Origin of the sequence: Nocardia ninae NBRC 108245 (assembly GCF_007990755.1) — a bacterium.
Lineage (GTDB): Bacteria > Actinomycetota > Actinomycetes > Mycobacteriales > Mycobacteriaceae > Nocardia > Nocardia ninae.
On the sequence record NZ_BJXA01000043.1, the window covers coordinates 1 to 16,478 of the forward strand.

Annotated in this window: 17 protein-coding genes; 11 read left to right on the forward strand and 6 right to left on the reverse strand. The window is 64.3% G+C overall.

From position 1 onward, the window contains the following. Positions 1 to 163: 163 nt before the first annotated feature. The 8 genes from NN4_RS26760 (at position 164) to NN4_RS26795 (ending at position 9,626) form a co-directional block, all read left to right on the forward strand. Entirely contained in the window at positions 164 to 877 is a 714-nt protein-coding gene (locus NN4_RS26760) for a DUF899 family protein (protein ID WP_147137025.1), read from the forward strand. Positions 878 to 1,005: 128 nt separating this feature from the next. Beyond that, complete coding sequence (locus NN4_RS26765) at positions 1,006 to 1,671, forward strand: TetR/AcrR family transcriptional regulator (protein WP_246181100.1); 666 nt, start codon at positions 1,006 to 1,008, stop codon at positions 1,669 to 1,671. 199 nt (positions 1,672 to 1,870) lie between these two features. After that, entirely contained in the window at positions 1,871 to 3,205 is a 1,335-nt protein-coding gene (locus NN4_RS26770; RefSeq protein ID WP_147137028.1) for a lipase family protein, read from the forward strand. 213 nt (positions 3,206 to 3,418) lie between these two features. Continuing rightward, a complete protein-coding gene (locus NN4_RS26775) occupies positions 3,419 to 4,999 on the forward strand; it encodes a GMC oxidoreductase (protein WP_147137031.1) in 1,581 nt (526 codons plus the stop codon). Between the two features lie 1,481 nt (positions 5,000 to 6,480). Further along, positions 6,481 to 6,999, forward strand: a complete 519-nt coding sequence (locus NN4_RS26780) for a hypothetical protein (RefSeq protein ID WP_147137033.1) — start codon at positions 6,481 to 6,483, stop codon at positions 6,997 to 6,999. Then, on the forward strand, positions 6,996 to 8,072 hold the full coding sequence (locus NN4_RS26785; RefSeq protein ID WP_147137037.1) for a nucleotide-binding protein: 1,077 nt from the start codon (positions 6,996 to 6,998) through the stop codon (positions 8,070 to 8,072). The genes NN4_RS26780 and NN4_RS26785 overlap by 4 nt, the downstream gene beginning before the upstream one ends. After that, positions 8,065 to 8,586, forward strand: a complete 522-nt coding sequence (locus tag NN4_RS26790) for a hypothetical protein (protein ID WP_147137040.1) — start codon at positions 8,065 to 8,067, stop codon at positions 8,584 to 8,586. The genes NN4_RS26785 and NN4_RS26790 overlap by 8 nt, the downstream gene beginning before the upstream one ends. After that, positions 8,586 to 9,626 carry a cation:proton antiporter gene (locus tag NN4_RS26795; RefSeq protein ID WP_147137043.1) on the forward strand — a complete coding sequence of 347 codons (1,041 nt, stop codon included), beginning with the start codon at positions 8,586 to 8,588 and terminating at the stop codon, positions 9,624 to 9,626. Before NN4_RS26790 ends, NN4_RS26795 begins: the two co-directional genes overlap by 1 nt. Positions 9,627 to 9,661: 35 nt before the next feature. On the opposite strand, the gene NN4_RS26800 is transcribed toward NN4_RS26795, so the two are convergent. Next, on the reverse strand, positions 9,662 to 9,943 hold the full coding sequence (locus NN4_RS26800) for a hypothetical protein (RefSeq protein WP_147137048.1): 282 nt from the start codon (positions 9,941 to 9,943) through the stop codon (positions 9,662 to 9,664). A gap of 109 nt (positions 9,944 to 10,052) precedes the next feature. After that, positions 10,053 to 10,946 (reverse strand): NADP-dependent oxidoreductase, encoded by an 894-nt coding sequence (locus tag NN4_RS26805; RefSeq protein WP_147137053.1) that lies wholly within the window; start codon positions 10,944 to 10,946, stop codon positions 10,053 to 10,055. 86 nt (positions 10,947 to 11,032) lie between these two features. On the opposite strand from NN4_RS26805, the gene NN4_RS26810 reads away from it, so the two are divergent. Further along, positions 11,033 to 11,617, forward strand: a complete 585-nt coding sequence (locus tag NN4_RS26810) for a TetR/AcrR family transcriptional regulator (RefSeq protein ID WP_147137055.1) — start codon at positions 11,033 to 11,035, stop codon at positions 11,615 to 11,617. A gap of 53 nt (positions 11,618 to 11,670) precedes the next feature. On the opposite strand, the gene NN4_RS26815 is transcribed toward NN4_RS26810, so the two are convergent. The 4 genes from NN4_RS26815 to NN4_RS26830 all read right to left on the reverse strand — a co-directional run bounded on the left by NN4_RS26815 (position 11,671) and on the right by NN4_RS26830 (position 14,986). After that, positions 11,671 to 11,946, reverse strand: coding sequence for a hypothetical protein (locus NN4_RS26815; protein WP_147137058.1), 276 nt, complete (start codon positions 11,944 to 11,946; stop codon positions 11,671 to 11,673). A 27-nt stretch (positions 11,947 to 11,973) separates the two neighbouring features. Further along, a complete protein-coding gene (locus NN4_RS26820; RefSeq protein ID WP_147137061.1) occupies positions 11,974 to 12,156 on the reverse strand; it encodes a hypothetical protein in 183 nt (60 codons plus the stop codon). Positions 12,157 to 13,655: 1,499 nt separating this feature from the next. Next, positions 13,656 to 14,063, reverse strand: a complete 408-nt coding sequence (locus tag NN4_RS26825) for a hypothetical protein (protein ID WP_147137064.1) — start codon at positions 14,061 to 14,063, stop codon at positions 13,656 to 13,658. A gap of 353 nt (positions 14,064 to 14,416) precedes the next feature. Further along, positions 14,417 to 14,986 (reverse strand): TetR/AcrR family transcriptional regulator, encoded by a 570-nt coding sequence (locus tag NN4_RS26830; protein ID WP_147137067.1) that lies wholly within the window; start codon positions 14,984 to 14,986, stop codon positions 14,417 to 14,419. An 85-nt stretch (positions 14,987 to 15,071) separates the two neighbouring features. On the opposite strand from NN4_RS26830, the gene NN4_RS26835 reads away from it, so the two are divergent. Then, entirely contained in the window at positions 15,072 to 15,641 is a 570-nt protein-coding gene (locus NN4_RS26835; RefSeq protein WP_147137069.1) for a hypothetical protein, read from the forward strand. 39 nt (positions 15,642 to 15,680) lie between these two features. After that, positions 15,681 to 16,478: an SDR family NAD(P)-dependent oxidoreductase gene (locus NN4_RS26840; protein ID WP_147137072.1), complete on the forward strand. Its 798-nt coding sequence runs from the start codon at positions 15,681 to 15,683 to the stop codon at positions 16,476 to 16,478.

The following is a 16,478-nucleotide window of genomic DNA, read 5'->3' on the forward strand; positions in this document are numbered from 1 at the left end:
GCCGCGCTCCTCACCACCGTGCAGGTAGGTATATAAACCTATAGTAACTGTGAACATGGCAGAGGCAACCCCGAGTTCGCGGTTCTCTCGCACACTTGACGCCCGTGCTCTACCGTGACCAGCGGCAGGTTCACTATCCGAAACCAAAGGAGATCAACCCGTCATGGGCGAAGTGGATGCCGCAACGATGGAGCCGATGTGGCCCGAGGGCGCGAGCGACGAATACATCACGGCCCGTATCGAACTGGCGAAAGCCGAGCGCACGCTGCGCGATCAGATCGAGGACGTGGCCGCCGCGCGCCGACGTGTACCCCCGGGGCTCCTCGTCGACGACTACTCCTTCGCCGAGGGCCCGGCCGACCTCGGCCAGCCGGAACCGATCCGGACCACGACACTGCGAGAGCTGTTCGGGCAGCACGAAACCCTGGTCGTTTACCACCTGATGTTCCATCCGAACGACGACGAAGCCTGCCCGATGTGCTCGCTGTGGGTCGACGGATTCCAGGGCGTCGCCCATCATTTGGGCCAGCGCACCAGCTTCGCCGTCATCGCCAAGGCGCCGCTGCCGAAGCTGCGCGAGTGGGCCCTGCGGCGCGGATGGGACGGGCTGCGCATCCTCTCCAGCCACGACACCACCTTCAACGCCGATCTGAACGCCGAACGGCCCAACGGTGATCAGCGACCGATGATCAGCGTCTTCACCGCCGAGGACGACGGGGTGCGGCACTTTTACACACTGCCCGCGAACTTCCACGACGACACCCAACGCGGCATCGATCTGCTGTCCCCGGTGTGGAACATCCTCGATCTGCTACCCGCAGGCCGCGGCGAGTGGTACGCCGAGAACCACTACGCCGGCCGCGAGCGCCGGGCCTGATCGGTACCGACGCCGAACCTTATGCGGCGCCCGCGAACTCAGCGCGCCGAACGGGAGGCGCAGTTCGGTACAGGCGACCCGCCGGACCGAAGTGGTAAGCAGCTCCGATCCGGCGCTACCGTAAGCGAGTGGCAGCAAAGGCGATTTCCACGGCGCAGGCCATCATCGAGGTAGTGCTCGAGCTGCTGGACTCCGAGGGGTACGACGCCGTTCAACTCAGGGAGGTCGCCCGTCGCGCACACGTCTCCCTGGCCACGGTCTACAAGCATTTCCCTGATCGCGACGCGTTGATGATCGCCGCCGTCGAGCGTTGGATGGCGACCAACAGCTACGCGGGCATGGAACAGCCGCCCGCGCACGAAAGTTTGTATGACGGATTGATGCGCGTCCTGGGGTACGTCTTCGAACCGTGGGAACGCAATCCGCGGATGCTCGAGGCCTACCACCGGGCCCGGGCCACCGAGAACGGACACCGGCTCGACAATCAAGGCATCAACGCGATCTTGCCGGTCGCCTCACCGCTGTTCGAGCGCGCCGACCCCTCTTACCTCGAGGACGTCGCGTTGATCCTGGCCAATATGGCCTACGCGCTGATCGGGCGGTATGCCGACGGCAGTCTCGAAATCACCGAGATATTGCCCATTCTCGAACGCACTGTCCGTCGTCTGACCAGTGATAACAGCGCAGATGCCGCCGCGGCGACCGGCCCAGCTCCCGGCAACGACGCACCGCGCTGGAGCGTGAATCCGGCTCTCGCGGCGCCCTTCCTGCCGAGCCCGCAACCCGGCAGCTGAACCAACGGTGCGACCGCATCCGGAGACCGGGGGCCGCCGAGTCGGCGTGAACTTCAACAGTTTCCGGCGGTTCCCCACCGACCAGTAACCGTGTTACTGTTCCGGGCATCGCACCGCCGTGACCCGAGTCATACGTCATAGCTATCGCGACTCAGTTCAGGGCGGCGACGTTGCCGGGCAGGAAGCGGAGAGTCATCACATGTACGAGCAGCACGGGTTGCGCACGCGGGCGAAGGCACTGTCTCGGGTGGCAGCGGGTGCGGTGGCAGCGGCGTGCGCCGTCGCCATCGGCGGAGTCGGCATCGATACACAGCAGGCGGCAGCCGCTCCGGTGAGTGCGTTCTACACACCGCCCGCGCAGATTCCGGCCACCCCTGGCGCGATCATCAAGACCGAACCCATGACCATCCTCGCGACTCCGCCCACCGCGGCAGGCTGGCCGGTCCAGGCACAGCACGTTATGTATGCGAGCCGACTGCAGGACGGCACGCCGACCGCGATCACCGGCACCTACATCGAGGCGTCGGGCCCATGGCGCGGCGCGGGGCCGCGCCCCACCGTCGTCATCGGCCCCGGCACCGCGGGTCAAGCCGACCACTGCGCCATGTCGGTGGCCTTCGCCAGCGGCGTGACCCTCTCCGCCGACCCGTCGGTCTCCTTGTCGGCCAACCAAGAACTGCCCTCTTCTGCCGTGTGGAGCGCACTCGGCGCCAGGGTTCTGGTCACCGACTACATCGGACTCGGCACGCCGGGCATGCACACCTTCGCCAATCGCATCGAAGGCGGCCACGCGATCCTCGACGGCGCCCGTGCCGCCAACAACCTCGGCGGCGTCGGACCCGAAACGCCGCTCGTCTTCTGGGGTTACTCCCAAGGCGGCGGCGCCACCGCCGGCGCCGCGGAACTGCTCCCCTCTTACGCACCCGAGCTGAACCTCAAAGGAACCTGGGCCGGCGGACCCGTCGCCGACCTGACGGCCGTCCTCGAGCGCATCGACGGCGCATTGATCGGCGGCGCAATCGGATTCGCGATCAACGGCCTGCTCGCCCGCTACCCCGAGCTGAACGCAGCGGTCGGCCGGGTCACCAGCCCCGCGGGGCGCGACATGCTGCACACCCTCAGCACCGAGTGCATCGGCGACGTGATCGTCAAGCAGCCATTCCTGAAAACCAGCTCGCTGACCATCGACGGCCGCCCCCTCATCGAGCATCTGCACGACATCCCCGAGGCCGCCCCCGCACTCGCCGAACTCCGAGCGGGCAGCGTCGCACCGACCACCCCAGTGCTGATCACCAGCGGACTCAACGACGACACCGTCCCCTACAACCAGGCCCGCAGGCTCGCCGAAGACTGGTGCGCCAAGGGCGGCACCGTCACCTTCCGCACCAACAACCTGCCCCCGATCTTCTCCGGCGCCACCATCCCCAACCATTTCGGACCCGAAATGATCGACGGATTCGGGCCGGACAATGCGATCACCTACCTGCTCGATCGCCTCGCCGGCAAACCGGTCGCCGGCTGCACCATCGACTGAATCACCTTGCGCCGCTGACGAATCGGCGCTGACCGACCTTCGAGCCGCCAGCAACGGCTCGCGTCTTGCCATGCCCTCATCCGCTCCGGGCAGCAATTCAGCGCTCGGTTTCGACGCCACCATCAACGGCTCGTGCCTCGCCATGCCCTCATCCGCTCCGGGTAGAGGTTCAGTGCGCGGTTTCGACCGACGATTACCACCGAAAGCATTGTTATGAAAGCGATTTCGCGCCGGTCACTGTTGACCGGTCTCGCCGCGACCGGCGCCGCCGCCATGGTCCGGGCGCCGCACGCCGCCGCCCAGGTGAACCACATTCCGTTGACCCACGAGGACCACCGCGTAGTGATCGTCGGCTCCGGCTTCGGCGGCGGCGTCAGCGCGCTGCGGCTGGCCCAAGCGGGCGTGCCCGTGACCGTGCTCGAGCGCGGGCTGCGCTGGCCGACCGGGCCGAACGCCGAAACGTTCCCTCGGGCACTGGCGCCGGACAAGCGGTTCCTCTGGTATCGCTCCAGCCCCAACGTTTTCGGGCGGCCGATGGTGTTCGACCCCTACACCGGCCTGGTGGAGGCGGTGCCCGGCGAGAACATGACCGCACTGTGCGGGGCCGGCGTCGGCGGCGGTTCCCTTGTCTATCAAGGGATGTCGCTGCAACCCGCCGAGACGGTGTTCAATACCCATTTCCCGCAGGAGCTGGATTGGGCACTGATGAACCGAGTCCACTTCCCGAGGGTCGCGAAGATGCTCGGCCTAGCCGAAGCACCCGATGATCTGATCGCCTCCGAGAATTACCGGGCCGCAAGGGTATTCGCCGACCGAGTCCGTAACGCGGACCTGCCGCTGTCGAAGATTCCCATGCCCATCGACTGGGATTTCGCTCTCGCCGAACTGCGCGGAGAAATGAAGCCGTCCTACACCAACGGCGACGGTGCCATGGGCGTCAACAACGGCGGCAAACACTCGGTCGACGTCACCTACATCGCCGCCGCCGAAGCCACCGGCCTGGCGCGAGTCGAAACCCTGCACGAGGTAACCGATGTCGAGCGGGCCGCCGACGGACGCTGGAAAGTCCACGTGCAACGCCTCGACACCATCGGCACCGTGCTCGAACACAAGGTCCTGACCACCGGCGCCCTGATCATGGCCGCCGGCAGCCTGAACACCACCCGACTACTGATGCGGGCAAGCGGCAAGGGCCTGATCCCCGACCTACCCGACGCCCTCGGCCAGAACTGGGGCTCCAACGCCGACCGAATCTACGTCTGGACCGATCCGTCTGCGGAATTCGGTGCGCCACAAGGTGGCCCGGTGGTCTTTGGCAGTCTCAACTGGACCGATCCGAACACCGCCCACACCGTCATCCAAGCCTCCATCCCCCCACTCTCCCTAGACCCCCGCAGCACCATGCTGGTCGGCTACGGCGTCAGCGAAAGCCGCGGCACCTTCACCTACGACACCAGCCGAGACGACGCGATTCTGCGCTGGCCCACCAACGGCGACAACCACATCCAGCGCCACCACATCGGCCCGGCAGTACACAAAATCGCCGGCCCCGACAGCACGCTCATCGACACCAACACCCTCTTCCCCACCACCTGGCACCCACTAGGCGGCGCAAGCATGGGTGCAGTTTGCGACCTCGAAGGCCGAATCCACGGCCACCCCGGCCTCTACGTCCTCGACGGCGCACTGATGCCCGGCAACACCGCCGCCTGCAACCCCTCCATGACCATCGCCGCCGTCGCCGAACGCGCCCTCGACAAGATCGTCACCCACGATATCGGCTCACTGATCTGATCGGTGGATGGCGAGAGAACGTGACCATAGCGGAGTCATCGACGGCGGCCGAATTTAGCCGATAGCCGAGCGCGAACCCGCAGAGTGGCGGCCGTGCGCCACGGCGGCGGAGTGCGATCCGGGCTCTGCTTCGAAATCCTGCTTACAGGGCGACCTGTGGCCACCTCGATCGCGGACTTGCGTCGAGGTGGCCAGGCGATTCGATGCTGAAGAAGTTACGAGACCATCGCTGCTGCGGCGAGACCCTGTGCACAGCCGAGGAACATTCCAGAAATCACCCCTTGAGGACCCGCAAACATTCCCACCACAGCCGCGACTGTGCCACCGGACAAGCAGGCGTCAATCCATATATTTCGCTTACCATCGGGAAGCTTGTTCCCATTAATCCAGTAGGGCGCACCCCAAACGTCACATCGGCCGCTGACAGGAGACTTTACGAGGCAATTCTTAGCGTAGTATCCGGCAGGTGCGGCTTGAGCCGAGGGAGCCTGAGCGACTTGAGAAATTCCAACCGCTCCGAATATAAGTACCAGGGCGAGGATCAAGGTCGACAGCGCACGGTGAAAGGTTCTTACAGATGCAGCGGTGCGGTTCACAGTAAATTGCCCCTTTCGAGCATTCATGAACAATAAATCTGGTCACATTACGACGTCAACTACGTAGTTGAGTGTAGGTTCTCCAGAACGGAACCGCCTGAGGAATAGCTGAGAGAGACGGGCATGGATATCGCCCGGTCGGTTTCTTTTGAGATTTTCCACAGCCATCGGAGGTGAATTCATCCGACGATACCATCATTGGCGAACTCGACGACTTGTGCGGCTGTAAATAATCCAGTTCGTTAAGGCACCACTGGTTGAGGACAGCGCACCAGCACAAACAACGTAGCCAGGCCAATTATCGTCGGGTGGTCGCCACAACTGCGGCACACGCACCGCGGCCACACCGGCTCGGGTGCTCGATCTCTAAATCGGCCGGCAGCCTACGGCCAGCCCCCGTACCGATGAGTTCGAGCTGTTGCACCTGGCTGCGGCTGGCTCGCCAGCGCCGCGCGTCCAGGCAACGGCGAGTGTTCCAACCGCGAACCGAGGGCCAGACTTCGTCGGCGGGTCGAGGATCCACCGCCAGCACCTACGTACCCACCGTTGCCTACCGCAGCGGCACCAGCAGGTCCGCCTGCCCATCAAGGCCCCATCAATCCCGAGACGATTATCGCGGCTTTCAGCCATACCGGTCGGGATGCTGTTACGAATCCAGTCCTCCGCTGTCGGTTCTTCAGCGGACACCGCAGCATCCGTGTTGTGCAGATAATGAGAGGGGAAATTCTGAGAAGCGAGGAGCATATGGGAGGCGGTATCGCCTACTCGAGGTGTGAACCGTGGGCGTTGTCGAGACACGCACCACATCGGCGCGACCAGAAATGGCCTTCAGAACGGCCGATACCGACACGACGGAGGACAACGCCAAGCCCGAACGCCGCGCCGGTGGAAGCGGTGACCTTGGCCTTCTCCTTGACGGTGGCAGTGCTCGCGGTAATCCTCACCGGGTGGCTCTGGTCGCACCTTCTCGGATTCCACAATGGCACCACCACAGGCCATACCGCTACAGGAAATGCAGGCCAGCACAACCGATTTACCGCGTCGCTCCGCGTGCGGGTTCCAGGCGTGCGGATCGAGATCACCGGGGTCGATGTACTGCTCGGCTTCTTGGTAAGCCTCCTGACGTTCATCGCCACGGCGCTGATCGGCGGGAAGTCCGCCTACACCCTCTTTATCGAGCGCTGGGGCGTCGACCCGGGACAATTCTATGCCCTCTTTATATTCAGCGCGTTCATCGCCCTCCTGCTGTCCGCGGCGCTCTTCGGATGCGTCCGGGTGGCCACCCTGCTGCAGAGGCCGCACCAGCTGGCGCGTGAACATGCCGACCGAATCAGCGAACTGGAACGTTCCGTCAAGAACCTGGAACGTTCGGTCAAGAAGAACAAGAATGGCCGCCGGATATGACATCCGCTACGCAAGACGAGCTGAAACACCCTCGTTCGATCGCTGTGGTCTCAGGTAAGGGTGGCGCAGGCAAAACACTGATCACCATAGGACTCGCGCAACTGCTCGCGAGCAGAATTCCGCCGGACCTGGCGCCGGTGGTGCTGGCCGACGGCGATCCGGTAACAGCGGGACTGTCGTATGCGCTCGACCGCGGTACCCACAGCGATACCAATGGGTTCCTCGACTTCGCGCGCTCTGTCACGGCCGAGGAAGACATGTCCGCAATATGGCGCCTGTTGCGACCTCTCGACGACACCGACCTCGCGCGGACACGCTGGGCTTACCTGTCCGTTGGTCTCCACGAGAGCCTGATCGAAGAGTTCACTGAAGACCAGCTCACACAACTTCTCGGTGTGATGACCAAACGCCTCGCGGAGCTGGGACGTTGGACGCTCGTCGACTGCCGGGGCGGGTTCGACAACGACACCCTGGCGATCTGCCGTCGCGTTGAAGAGATCATTCTGGTTGTCGAGCCTGATATCTCCTCGGTGCAGAGCAGCCGACATCTGGTCGATGTGCTCGCTCGCCAACAACTCCTGGGCAAGCTTGGCGGATTCATCGTCAACAAGGCCTTCGAGGATCCGACAGCATTGGCTCGGTCAACATTGTTTCGCTCACCATGTCTTGCGACGGTACCTTTCGACATCGAGACGGCGCGGCGTACGCTGGTCGGCCATCTGCCGAACCCGGAATCGCTGTTTTTGAACCACCTTTCAAGCGCGCTCGGCCATTTCGACCGAGATCTGTCGACAGGCTCGGTTTACAGGTTACCGATGAAGCAGTTCTCCTCCAACAATCTGTCACCCGATCTGGTACGAGGCGAGCGGGTTGCCCTGTTCATTTATCTCATCATCGCTATCTCTCTGGTGCTGCGCAATGCCGAGCCGGACGAAATTTCGTCGACTGCCGCGCTCGTCTCGTTGGCCGGATCAGGTGCAATATTGGGAAGTTCGCATATTCGCCGATTGATTGGAGCGCAACTTGCCAAAATAGTCTCCCGATCGCTGCAGACCAGGAAACACCATGAATGACCATGCTGCCGAAAAATCCCCAAGTGTAACAACTCGCTTCACCCGAGGGGCCGAAAAGACTTCACGGCTCGTGCACGAGAGATGCCTCGCGCAGCTCGATGTCGCCGATCTTCATTACATCGCATTGTATCGAGATAACGAGCTCCAATTCCGCATCGATGTACTGGCTCATCCCCAGCTCGCTCTCTACTTTCGGCGCTCGACGCCGTCGATGCGGCGTGACGAATACGAAAAGATCGGTCGCCGCTTCGGCTACCTGACCTATCAGTGGAACTCGAATCTGCGAGACGTCGAGAGCGGCGTACTCATCCGTCTGGTATTCGACGTGGAGATGGGTGCAATATACTATCATCGGATCGCCGAAGACCAGCACCTCATCGGGGTGACGCTCGCACAGCGGAAGGTCAACGTCACCGATGCAAAACTGCGACGGCTAGTCGATACGATCCGAACCGACATGGGACTTCATCCGATTGTTGAACTGGAGGAGGTCGTCGAGCAGCGAGACGAGTGATGACCAAACAGACCGTTCGGCTCCTTTTGCTCCTCGGCGTAACCCTCGCCGGATACTCGCTCGCACGCATCCTCAACTGGGAGCATGCCGATAGCAATCCCGTATACGGAGTGAGCGTACTCGTATTGCTCGCTATCGGCCTCTACGGCAGTACATACGGCATCGATCTCGCGAAGGCACGCGAAGAGATACGGCTGATTCTGGCTGTCGTCACTGTCGGTGTACTGCTGAAATCGGCGTTGATCGGGGCTACCATATGGTTGCTGACTGCGGACATCAGATATCTCGCACTGGGTGTTGTGGTAGCCCAAATAGATCCGTTATCTGTCGCCTCGATACTCGACGACCCTCGGCTGTCGCCACGCGCCAAGACCATCCTTGCCGCCTGGGCATCATTCGACGACCCCATGACCGTCATACTGGCCCTGTTCATAACTCCGATCGTCGCACAGGCCGCCGGTGTCGAGGTCGTCGACGGTGCGGGATCGTCGTGGTATGGGGCGTCCGGCTACATTCTCACCACCTTGACGAACATAGTATTCGCAGGTGCGGGTTTACTGCTGTGGAAATTCGCTGCCGCCCGTCCCGAGACCATACGCACAAGTTTGCTCGCGGTACTCGGGGCGGTCGCCGTCTGGGGTCGCTGGATGCTCGGATTCGCGCTGATCGGGTTGTTCTATCGTCCCGATATCGGACGTTTTATCCCAGCGGCAGTGAATCTGGCACTGATGCTGTCTGCCTTCGCGTCCGGGTTGATTCTCGTCGACGGCGTGTCCATAATGCACGGAGTCCTGCTCGGCATCGCAGCATTCGGGTCACAGGTTCTGATCGGCTGGCTGCTGACCATTCGGCTCAACAGGCAAGACCAACTACATCTGTCGTTCGCACAGCAGAACGGCATCACAGCGATCATTCTGGGCCTCTTAATCGAGCAACAGTTTCCCGGAACGGTCGCTGTCGTCGTCCCGGCGATATTTACCGTCAACGTCCTGCACCTACTCAGCAACAGCGTCATCGACCGCCGTACAGCACCACTGTGAACACGCTGCCCGACGCGAATTCAGGCCAGGTGCAACTACCGCGCGGTGATCGCCTCGATCAATTCGTAGGCCAGGTCGAGGCGGACGCCGTCGGGATTGCGCAAACCTTTGTCCGCGTACCAGGATTCGTCGGCCTCCGGGTGCGGACCGCTCACCCCTACCCGGCCCTTGCTGTCGCCGCTGTTGTCTGCCTGCATGTCGCCGCGCGGGGCGGCCTGGTCCGGCCAGGTACCGGTCGGCAATGGGGTGGCCGAGCCGTCGCCGTCGCGCAGGTGGCGATCGAAGAACGCGGCGAGCATCGGGTCCCAGATCGGCACTCCGCCTACGGCGTTAGCAGTACGCGCGCACCGGACTGACTGGTCGGGGCGTACATACAACGACACTGCAGTTGACGCCGAATCCGGCTGTGCGACTGCGTGAGTCGGCTCAGAGGAGCAGGACTCGGCGTCCGCGAGTATGTCCGGCCTGACTGTCCGCGTGCGCGGCGGCGGCTTCGGCGAGCGGGTAGGACTGCGCGACCGGAATGCGGAGTTTGTCTCGAGTGATGAGGTCGACGGCTTCGGCGAGCGCCTCGGGCATGTTGCCGCCGGTGCCGGCGAAGCGGATGCCGAGCATGGGGGCTTCGAGGTCGGCGATGGTGATCACCTTGTCCGGGTCACCGGTCAGGTCGAGCAGTCCGCGAATCACGCCCGCCCCGTTGAGATCCAGCGCGGCATCGACGCGGCCGAGCTCACGTACCCTCTCGACCCAGCCCGGGCCGTAGGTGGTGGCGTGGGCGCCGAGGCTGCGCACGTAGTCCTGGTTGGCGGGGCCGGCGGTGCCGATCACTGCAATGCCTCGATCGCGGGCGATCTGCAACACCGCCGATCCGACCCCGCCGGCCGCGCCACTGACCAGCAGTGTCTGGCCGGGTTGGACGCCGACCAGACGGAGGATCCGCAGCGCGGTCTCGACCACCGACGGGTACCCGGCGGCTTCGGCGAAGGTCAGCCCCGGAGGTAAGCGCGTCCACGAAGAGAGGACGGCGAACTCGGCGTAGGTGTTCGAACCGCGGCCGAGCACGGAGTCGCCGACCGCGACGCCGCTGACTCCGATGCCGACCTCGTCCACCACGCCGGAGGCGTCCTGTCCGACGCCCGCGGGTAGGTGGATCGGGTTGATCCGCTGGAACTGGCCCTCGCGGACCCGCCAATCGTGGGGATTCACACCCGCCGCACGCACGGCGATTCGTATCTGACCAGGCCCCGGATGGGGTTCGGCCACGTCTACCAGTTCCAGGACATCCGGGCCGCCGTACTCGGCGAAGCGCACTGCTTTCATGCATCGAACATAACGCTATCCGTTAGTGTTTTGCAACGGTTAGTGATTTCAATCGGTTACCGATTCGCACCTGATAGCATCAGCACGTGACAGCGCCGACCGTCGGACGTCGCGAGCGCAAGAAGGCCGCGACCCGCCAGAAGATCGCCGATACCGCCCTGCGGCTTTTCCTGGAACGCGGCTACGACGCGGTCGGCATTCGCGATGTCGCCGCGGAAGCCGACGTAGCCGTTACCACCCTCTTCTCCCACTTCGCCTCGAAAGAGGCCCTGGTCTTCGAGCAAGAAGAGAACTTCGACCGACGCCTCACCCTGGCAGTCACCGACCGCTCCCCCGATGAACCACTCATCCCTTCACTGCACCGCGAAATCCATGCCATCGTGCGGCACTGCGCGTCCGACGAAGCCGGCCCGCTCTGGGACATGATCGACCGATCGCCCGCGCTGCGGCAGTACGAGGAGTCCATGCGGTTGCGCTACGCGGACTCGCTGGCCACCGCCATCGCTGCCGACCTCGACCTGCCGCCGACGACGACGCACTGCCGGGCTATCGCAAGGTTCGTGATCGACGCGTACGCGCTGGCCCGCGCGGCCGCCGACCCGGACGCCGCGTTGGACGAGATGTTCCGGATGATCGAGGCGGCGTGGGAGGTCGCCTTGTCGAATCGCTGAGATTCGGCACTTTCAGTCAGCGGCGGCCGTTCGTGTTGCCGTCCTCCATCGCATCATCTTGTCGGCGGCGTCGCGCTGGCCCTTGCCGTACTCGCCGAATGTGGTAGCCATCTGGTCGGCGGCGGCGAGCAGGTTTTCGCGGGCGAGCAGGTAACCCTTGGGCCCTGGGCGAACTTGTTGCCGAAATTGTCGTTCCCCCAGGGGGTTCCGCTGCCGTTCACCGTTGCGCGTAGGGTGCCCAGCGTGCGGGCGATGGTGTCATGGATGTGATCGCAGCCGGTCGCGGCGTGCCGCAGTTGGTTCGTGTCGACCTCTACCTTGCGTGCCATTCGTCTGAGTCCCCTCTGCTCGTGCTGTCAACGGTTGTTCAGCGTGAAGGGCGCGTCCACGCCGGTGCGCGTTGTGCTCTCATCCGGCGCGCCGGCATCGTCGGATTGCTCCAGCACCCACACCGAGGCTGCCGGCGCGTCCGGGACGTCGAACGCTCCCGGCAGCGGCTCCCAGTGCGGAAGTAATTTCGGGCGGGTCTTGGCCTTCATGTCTTTGCCGGGACCGAGGAAGGGTTCCGCTGGGGTACGTCCCGGATTTCCTTGCGAGCCAGTGGCCTTCGAGCTTGCGCCGGGGTGAGTGGAGCCGGTGCCGCCCGGTGGCGGGTGGGTGATCGAAGAACCTCCGACGAAAGAGCCGGGCGTTGGCGAAGCGACCGGCGCGACTCCGTCCACGACGGACCCGTGGCCGCCGGGCGGCCGCCATCCGCCGTCGACCGACGATTGCTATGAGGTGGGCGGTACGAAGCCGTTGCGATTCGAACCCGATGCCCCTGCGTCACTGGTGGATCCGTGCAACGACTGGGTTCCGTGTCACTCCTGCGCTGTATGTAACGAGGGCTCCCGCGCGGTGTGGAACGACCGTCCGTCGCTGGCGAGGGTGCCGTGGCTGCCGGTATCGCTGCTGCCGGTGTTCGTTCCGTCCCCCGAGCGCGTACTCGAGACAGGCTGGCGGGAATCCGAACCGGTTCCGCGCGAAGAACTTCCGCTCCCTATCGTCGACGGCGCTGGACCGGCTCCGCGCGGGGAACCCGCGTGGTTGCTCCTCGATCCGCCGTAAGAGCTATCCGAGGCACTGTGAACTGACGAGCCGTCTCCCCCGTGCCCGCGCGAACTACCCTCTCCGCCTCGACCATTCGACACCCCCGAACCCCGTGCGTCGAGTTGCGATCTCCGTGCACCGACCGCAACTCGATCGAGGAACGCCCCGGAGATCGGGGCGAGCCGCTGTGCACCGACGTGCCGCCGCGACTGGCCGCGTCGGACGGTGGCGTCCGGGGCGCGCCGGGTTCGTGTATCCACAGCGGATACCGCACATCCGATCTGGAGATGGGGCTCGACTTCGCAAAACCCCCGCGTGCGCCGCCGACCAGCCCGCCACGCACGACACTACCGACCCAGCCCGCGGGTGACACGAACGACGACCAATCCCCGGTCACGGCGCCGACGGCCACATTTCCGGCCGCCGAGCCGACCACGCCCGCCCCCGCGCCGAGGAACGCGCCGCGCCCGGTGCGCCCCCACGACTCGCTCCCGCTCATAGCCGACTACCGGCGCCCACGCCGACGCAGTCAGAAAAACCTACAGTCCCGCAACATATTTCACTGCCACCAGCCACATCTTCCGCAGCACGAAGCACCGCAATCCACGATGCCGGATCAGCCTGTGGCCTCGCCACCCCACCCGCCCCGAATTGCAATGAGTTCACCTACCGGCCATCGCCCCATCCCGACAACGGTTGCAGCAGTTCACCATTCATCCCGTTCAGGTGCCGGTTCGGACAGGCCGCCCCACTCCGTACCAATGCACTCCGCCAGGACGGCATCGATCCCCCGTAGTCCGCGACGGCACCGTCCTTGCCGACCGGAACACCGAGCACCGCTACGCCGGAGAGCTGGCGAGCCGACTGCCGCACGATCTCTGCCCGGCACGCCAAATCGCTTGACCCACAAGGACACACCAACAGGCGAATATTCGACGCCACGATGAAGTCAGTATGCTGCACATCTTTCCCCTGTGACGATCCCGCTCCCGTCTCCGGCATCCACAGACCAGCACAGCAGGTCCATCCTGCCTTTGTACTTCTTTTCCCCCTTCACCAATTCCCCATCTTTTGTGGTGATCAAAGCGAGGCCTGCGGGGCCGGTGCTGGGAGCCGAGCCGAGGGGCTTGCAGGTGGAGCCAACGGCATTGACGATGACTACTTCCGTGTAATAAAAAGTCCCTCTTTCCGTGGGGTCGATGTGCTGGCGCCGCTCCTTCCCCACGTCCCGCGCTATGACCTTCTCGCACTCATACGTGTTTCCATCCGAGCCCTCGTCGGCGTGGCACACGGCGGAAGAAGATACGGCTAATGCGGCCGCGGCAATCACACACCGCATACCCCTCGAAGTCAGCATCGCTTTGCTCCCTACAGCGTTGGTTGATGTCTGCAAGAGATGGGTTCACCTGGCCGTCACGGCCTCTGACCAATCCAGAATCAAGTTCGTTGCCGCGTCGAAGAAGGATGGGTCCGGCGCACCTGCCAACGACAGTTGCCGCCAAGCGGGGGCGGATACCGGTCGCCGAGTGACATCGTATTCGAAACCACGGAACCACTGGATTGGACACACCGCACACCCTGATGCAGAGACTTTTCCCATTACATCTAGCGCGGACCGCATACGCCGACCGCATGTCGGGTCGAATCAGCTTCTGCTCCTGGGCTTTACGGCGGTGACCCTATATTCGGCGTTCTCGGCGATCTGTTCAACTACTCTCCGGCCGCGGATCGACCGGAGGCGGCGGTGAGGCTGCGGACGAGCAGGTCGATGATCGCTCGCTTGTCCGCGTCGTCGCGCTTGTGGGTGAGGAGTCCTTCGATGACGAAGGTGCCGATGGCGGACATGGCGGCGAGGTCGGTTTCGGGGACGCCTGCCGTGCGGAGGTCCTCGGCGAACAGCGTGTCGGCCAGCTGGTGGAACGCGGTGTGCCAGGTGTCGATGGCGGGAGAGGCGACGGCGCGGGCGTGCACGGTGTTGACGAGACCGTGCAGCTGTTCGAGCTGGTCGACTACCCACAGCAGCCGGTCGTTCAACGACTGGGCGCCGATCTCCGTGTAGGTGGCGAGTGCGTCGGCCAGGATGCGGTCCAGGACGGCGATGAGCAACTCGTCCTTGTCTTGGAAGTACCAGTAGATCGTATTGACGGTGACGCCTGCGCTTTTGGCGATCCGGCTCGTGGACGCGGACTCGAAGCCGTCGTCGATGAGCAGGCGTTGCGCGGCAGCGATGATCTCCTCGCGCTTCTCCTCGCGGTTCTGCGGGCGTCGATTCTTTGGCACCTCACCACCTTATCTTGAGCGTCGCTCAAGAAGACGCTACGCTTCTTGAGCGACGTTCAAGAGACAATGAGACGAGGCTGGTTCCATGGACACCGACAACGCGGCCGCCGAGCTGCGCCGGCTCGACACCAGCGGCCTGCTCGCCCTGTTCACCACGCTGGAAGCTCCCACCATCGCCGAGATCGACGGCGAGTACACCGCCACTATGCTGGCGCAGCCGAATCTGTTCGCCGTGGTGACCGCGAAGGTGGCCCTGGCCAACCCGCTGGGGCCGTGGCTGTGCAAGGCATTCCGGCCCGTCGATGAGAACGGCGGGCGCGGCTACAACACTTTCGGCGCGTTCGGCCGGGTCCGGCAGCGCCATCCGATGCGCACGCTGTTGGCGCCGTCCCGCTACGACGGCGCTCCGGCCTACACGCTCATCTATCGCGCGTACACCTCGGTGTGCGGGTCGATCCACATGGTGGACGAGGTGCGACGTGCCGCGCCCGGCGTCTACCTGGGCATGGGCACCTGGGGATTCACCGACGCGCAGCGCCGGGTCGCCCGCCCCTTCCTGCTGACCGGCCCGGTCGGCCCGTACCGCGGCGACATCGGCAGAGCCCGGCCCGCCTTCACGCCCGGCCCCCGCGAGCTGCCCGGCCTACCTGCCTGACGCCGCTCACCTATTGATCCGCACCTGAGCGAAGGAACCATGACCACATCCCCCCGCACCGCGCTGATCACCGGCGCCTCCGCCGGCATCGGCGCGGCGTTCGCCCACCACCTGGCCGCAAGCGGCTATCAGCTGCTGTTGGTCGCCCGCCGCGGCGACCGCCTCCGGGAACTCGCCGCGCAGCTGACCGAACGGCACGATGTGCGCTGTGAGGTGTTCGCTGCCGACCTCACCGACCCCGCCGCACCCACCGCGATCCTGGACCACGCCGACCAGCTGGGCCTGGACATCGACATCCTGATCAACAACGCGGGACTGTCGGGCAAAACCCCCTTCGCCGACACCCCGTGGGAGGTCTTGGCCAGGGAGATCCAGCTGATGGTGACCGCCCAGACCGAACTCGCCCACCTGGTCGTCCCGGGTATGAAGAAACGCCGCTGGGGCCGCATCATCAACCTGTCCTCGATCGCCGCGTTCGCGCCACCCGCAGCCAGCCTGCTCTACACCGGCATCAAGTCCTACGTCCTCAACATCTCACAAGCCCTCGACATGGAGCTCAAACCCCACGGCATCCACGTCACCGCCCTGTGCCCCGGCTTCACCCACACCGAGTTCCACGATGTGATGGGCACTCGCGACAAAGCCGACCACCTGCCCCGCATCCTCTGGCAGCAGCCCGACGCCGTCGTCACCGAGGGCTGGACAGCCGTGATGAAAGGCCGACCCGTGTGCATCCCCGGCACCGTCAACAAGATCTCCGCCGCCGCCATGAAGCCCCTGCCCATCCGCCTGGGCTACCTCGCCGGAAGGACCCTCAACCCCTTCAAGAACAGCTGA

What these genes read in the sequence shown, in the direction of transcription:
- NN4_RS26785 (WP_147137037.1), top strand. Translation starts at nt 6,996, where the DNA reads ATGACATCCGCTACGCAAGACGAGCTGAAACACCCTCGTTCGATCGCT.
- NN4_RS26820 (WP_147137061.1), bottom strand. Translation starts at nt 12,156, where the DNA reads ATGAAGGCCAAGACCCGCCCGAAATTACTTCCGCACTGGGAGCCGCTG.
- NN4_RS26815 (WP_147137058.1), bottom strand. Translation starts at nt 11,946, where the DNA reads ATGGCACGCAAGGTAGAGGTCGACACGAACCAACTGCGGCACGCCGCG.
- NN4_RS26775 (WP_147137031.1), top strand. Translation starts at nt 3,419, where the DNA reads ATGAAAGCGATTTCGCGCCGGTCACTGTTGACCGGTCTCGCCGCGACC.
- NN4_RS26770 (WP_147137028.1), top strand. Translation starts at nt 1,871, where the DNA reads ATGTACGAGCAGCACGGGTTGCGCACGCGGGCGAAGGCACTGTCTCGG.
- NN4_RS26825 (WP_147137064.1), bottom strand. Translation starts at nt 14,063, where the DNA reads ATGCTGACTTCGAGGGGTATGCGGTGTGTGATTGCCGCGGCCGCATTA.
- NN4_RS26795 (WP_147137043.1), top strand. Translation starts at nt 8,586, where the DNA reads ATGACCAAACAGACCGTTCGGCTCCTTTTGCTCCTCGGCGTAACCCTC.
- NN4_RS26790 (WP_147137040.1), top strand. Translation starts at nt 8,065, where the DNA reads ATGAATGACCATGCTGCCGAAAAATCCCCAAGTGTAACAACTCGCTTC.
- NN4_RS26835 (WP_147137069.1), top strand. Translation starts at nt 15,072, where the DNA reads ATGGACACCGACAACGCGGCCGCCGAGCTGCGCCGGCTCGACACCAGC.
- NN4_RS26805 (WP_147137053.1), bottom strand. Translation starts at nt 10,946, where the DNA reads ATGAAAGCAGTGCGCTTCGCCGAGTACGGCGGCCCGGATGTCCTGGAA.
- NN4_RS26760 (WP_147137025.1), top strand. Translation starts at nt 164, where the DNA reads ATGGGCGAAGTGGATGCCGCAACGATGGAGCCGATGTGGCCCGAGGGC.
- NN4_RS26840 (WP_147137072.1), top strand. Translation starts at nt 15,681, where the DNA reads ATGACCACATCCCCCCGCACCGCGCTGATCACCGGCGCCTCCGCCGGC.